3 protein-coding genes are annotated in these 3,187 nt (G+C 43.4%); 2 read left to right on the top strand and 1 reads right to left on the bottom strand.

All coding sequences use genetic code 11. The features are described 5' to 3' along the window. Positions 1–182: 182 nt before the first annotated feature. Together ACR2PX_RS23670 and ACR2PX_RS23665 are read left to right on the top strand one after the other, a co-directional pair. Positions 183–305 (top strand): hypothetical protein, encoded by a 123-nt coding sequence (locus ACR2PX_RS23670; RefSeq protein WP_434001813.1) that lies wholly within the window; start codon positions 183–185, stop codon positions 303–305. A gap of 15 nt (positions 306–320) precedes the next feature. Further along, a complete protein-coding gene (locus ACR2PX_RS23665; RefSeq protein WP_434001812.1) occupies positions 321–815 on the top strand; it encodes a hypothetical protein in 495 nt (164 codons plus the stop codon). A 69-nt stretch (positions 816–884) separates the two neighbouring features. Here the strand turns inward: ACR2PX_RS23665 and ACR2PX_RS23660 are convergent, their stop codons facing one another. After that, the gene (locus ACR2PX_RS23660) at positions 885–2,210 is read right to left on the bottom strand and encodes an OmpP1/FadL family transporter (protein ID WP_434001811.1); all 1,326 of its coding nucleotides are present in this window, start codon (positions 2,208–2,210) and stop codon (positions 885–887) included. Between the last annotated feature and the right edge of the window lie 977 nt (positions 2,211–3,187).

Below are 3,187 nucleotides of genomic sequence, written 5' to 3'. Positions count from 1 at the left end.
TTCGATGAATTCGATTAAATAGGTCAACTATTCTCACGAATCCATCGAAGCTGTCTAGAACGCTCAAGACTGTCGACTCGTTCTACTGAAATTTATGCTCGAAAGCATAAGTCCGACAGGCTCCTAGTAGTTTTTAAGCGACTAATCTGTAGTCACATTCAGTTTCCGCAGAGAAGTTGTCTATGAAGTACCTGGTTCTTATGCTGCTCACTGGTTTGATGGCCTCTTTTGCCATGGCTCAATTGTCTGAAGAGACTTTGGTTATTTTCCGGCATGGCGAGAAGCCAAAAGCAGGCCTTGGATAGCAGGATTGCCGAGGGTTGAACCGGTCTCTGATGTTGCCAGACTTGCTGTTGGAAAAGTATCCAAAGCCGGATTTTCTCTTTGCTCCCAAACCTTCTGACAGAGTTTATGAAAGGCATGGTGATCAAAAGCATTACGACTATATCCGACCTCTGGCGACCATAGAGCCGACCGCTGTTCGTCTGGGTCTGCCTGTTAATGTCGAGTTTGGCTACAAAAAGGTGAGAGCATTAGCAACAGAAGTCACCAAGACCAAGTACCATCATTCAACGCTTTACATTGTCTGGGAACATACTGAGATTCTGCGTTTTGTTAAGGAATTACAGAAACAGTTTGGCAATCGTTATTTATTGCAGGATTGGGGGAACGAAGAGTACAACCGGGTGCTGGTTGTAAAAATCAATTGGGATCAACAACCTCCGGACATGGAGTTGAAAGAGCAGGAACTCTCCATTAATAATCTCAGTGATCGTTGCCCTGGTATCAATTGGGCCTCAGAGAGGGTTGAATAATCATCTCTGAAATAAAAAAGGCCACTGATCGATGAGCGGCCTTTTGCATGATTCTGCTGAAGAACAGTCTTAGAACTTGTACTTCACAGATGCATGAATCGCATAAGCGTTGGATTCATATTTACCAGGATGAGAAGTGCTGGCATCACTCAGCTTTCCACCACCTTTAACACTATCATTTTCAGCCATGTTGTAATCTGCTGCAAAGTCCAGATCAACTTGACCATCTAGAATGGTTGTACCAGCACCGAAGGTGAAGGAGTGGGCGTTAGCTGGGGTGGAGAATGTAGGAGCAGCATACTCTTCTGGTACAACGGCTGTTGTATAGATGTAGCCTGCTCTCAGAGCCCAGTTCTCAATCCCGGTGTATTCAGCAGCAATGCGATAGTTGTACTGATCTTCCCAATTAGAGTTGATAGCAGGCACTGCTAAACCAACGTCATCAGACTCAAACTTTATCTGTTCGTTGTTGCTGTACTCAGAGTAAGTAATCTCACCAAACAGGGTCCAGTCTGGTGCGACCTGATAATCTACACCGGTAGATATCTGCATTGGCAGACCGGTTTTAGCAGTAGCATCCCCTTTAACCGTGGCACCAGTGCCATCTCTATAGTTGTAATCACCATCAGCTTCAATATCAACTTCAGAACGGTAGTTGATTCCCCAGCCCCAGCGGTTGTCATCAGAGCGGTACATTGCACCCAGACGAACACCAAAAGTATTTAAACCGCTCATGTCATTGTAACCAACAGAAGCACCGACTTTTCCGAATGGAGAGTCTTTGGTTGCCAGCATGTTGATATCAGCTGTGGCATAAGTCAGACGATAAGTGCCGCCTACTGCCCAGTTATTATTGATTCTATAAGACAGACCAAGGCCTGCTTCAATAACACGGATCTCGGTTGAGTAATCACCAGTTACAGGACTGGAGCCAGGCCAGAGTCCACCAATAGGGTTTGAGCTGTCTCCAACAGTGACATCTTCATATTTAGATGCAGCACCACCGGCAGCATAAACACCGTAACCCATAGTGAACTTGTCGTTCAGTTTGAACAGGCCGGTAAAACCACCCGCTGGGGAGAAGTTGGTTTCACCATCAATGAAGGTGTTGTCACCAGCTGCAGGGCCGTTGGTGGTGGTAAAGGTTGGAGAAACGTGCAGAGCAATATCATTGGACTCCGCAAAAGCCATACCGGCCGGGTTAAAGAAGATAGCGCTGGAATCATCTACGGAAGAAACAGCGGCACCTGCCAGTGCACTGTATTGCGCATCCCAGAGGGTCGCTTTTTCAAAACCACCGGCTACAGCATTACCTGCTGATACAGCAATCGCCAGGGAAGAGGCTACTGCGAATGGAGAGGCGAAAAAACGAGAGGAACGTGTATGGCTTGTCATTACAACTCCTGATGGTGGCAAGACCGAGGCGACTCTTTGTTTTTTATCAACAAGTGGAACGAGCCTGCCTGATTACGAACCCTGTATGCTCTTTTGAAGTCTTATAAGGTCCGCTGGTCGAAAGGCCGCTAGTCTATTTATGCTTATTAGGAATTTCTGTTGTCGTTTTGTAAATATCTGGTTATTAAAATGACGTTTTTATTGTTCATTTAAACAGGTATTTGAAACGATGGTACGAACTATCCCTGTTTAAAAGTGAGGAGTCAAGATAGGCTCTGTTCCTAATTAAAATTCGAATAGTATTCGATTTTTATTTTAAATAGATTGAAGACACTTTGATTAAGTAAGCTATTGATAAGTTTATGATATTTAATGGTTTTTCAGAGAAGGGTTGCCTCGGTCAAAAACCATATAATGATTTAAAAAAAGTGTAAAAAATATGTAAGTCGGTCGTCTTATTCTTTTCTATAGATGCTCTGCCGTTTGATATAGAGCCCGGAGCAGCTCAATGAGACCAGCAAAGATAGAATAAAAAGCAGACACCCAGTGACGGGAAACAACTCTGATTGAGTACTTAAAACATTAAGTATAAAAAACGAAAGACAAGCAGTAATGATTAAAAAATACACCTGTGCACTGACTACATTTTTTCTGGCATTGTCTATCTCTATTTCTGCTAAGGCGGTTGAGTGGATCAATTCAAAAGATGCCGTTGGTAATATTGTTGCCTATACAATAAAATAAGCCCTGGAGATGAGAATAAAAGTTCTTACCTGATGTATACACGCATTGATGGAGATGAAGAACTTCAGCTATTTAATTCTGCCACTCGATTCTGCAGTTTTTCTCACTTGATGTATAGGAATTTCAAAGCACAGGTAGAACACCTTTCGTCGTATAGTTTTGCCGGATTTTCCTGAGAAGCAGTCAGGCTGTTTTCCCTGATTCTAAAAAACATCAGTTTTACAGGTAATGCA

This window comes from Endozoicomonas sp. (assembly GCF_051008435.1).
Lineage (GTDB): Bacteria > Pseudomonadota > Gammaproteobacteria > Pseudomonadales > Endozoicomonadaceae > Endozoicomonas_A.
Note: the sequence above shows the minus strand (reverse complement) of the source record. Positions and strands in the feature narration are given on the sequence as shown.

Excerpts from the sequence above, each read along its gene's own strand:
- ACR2PX_RS23670 (WP_434001813.1), top strand. The coding sequence starts at position 183 with ATGAAGTACCTGGTTCTTATGCTGCTCACTGGTTTGATGGCCTCTTTT.
- ACR2PX_RS23660 (WP_434001811.1), bottom strand. The coding sequence starts at position 2,210 with ATGACAAGCCATACACGTTCCTCTCGTTTTTTCGCCTCTCCATTCGCA.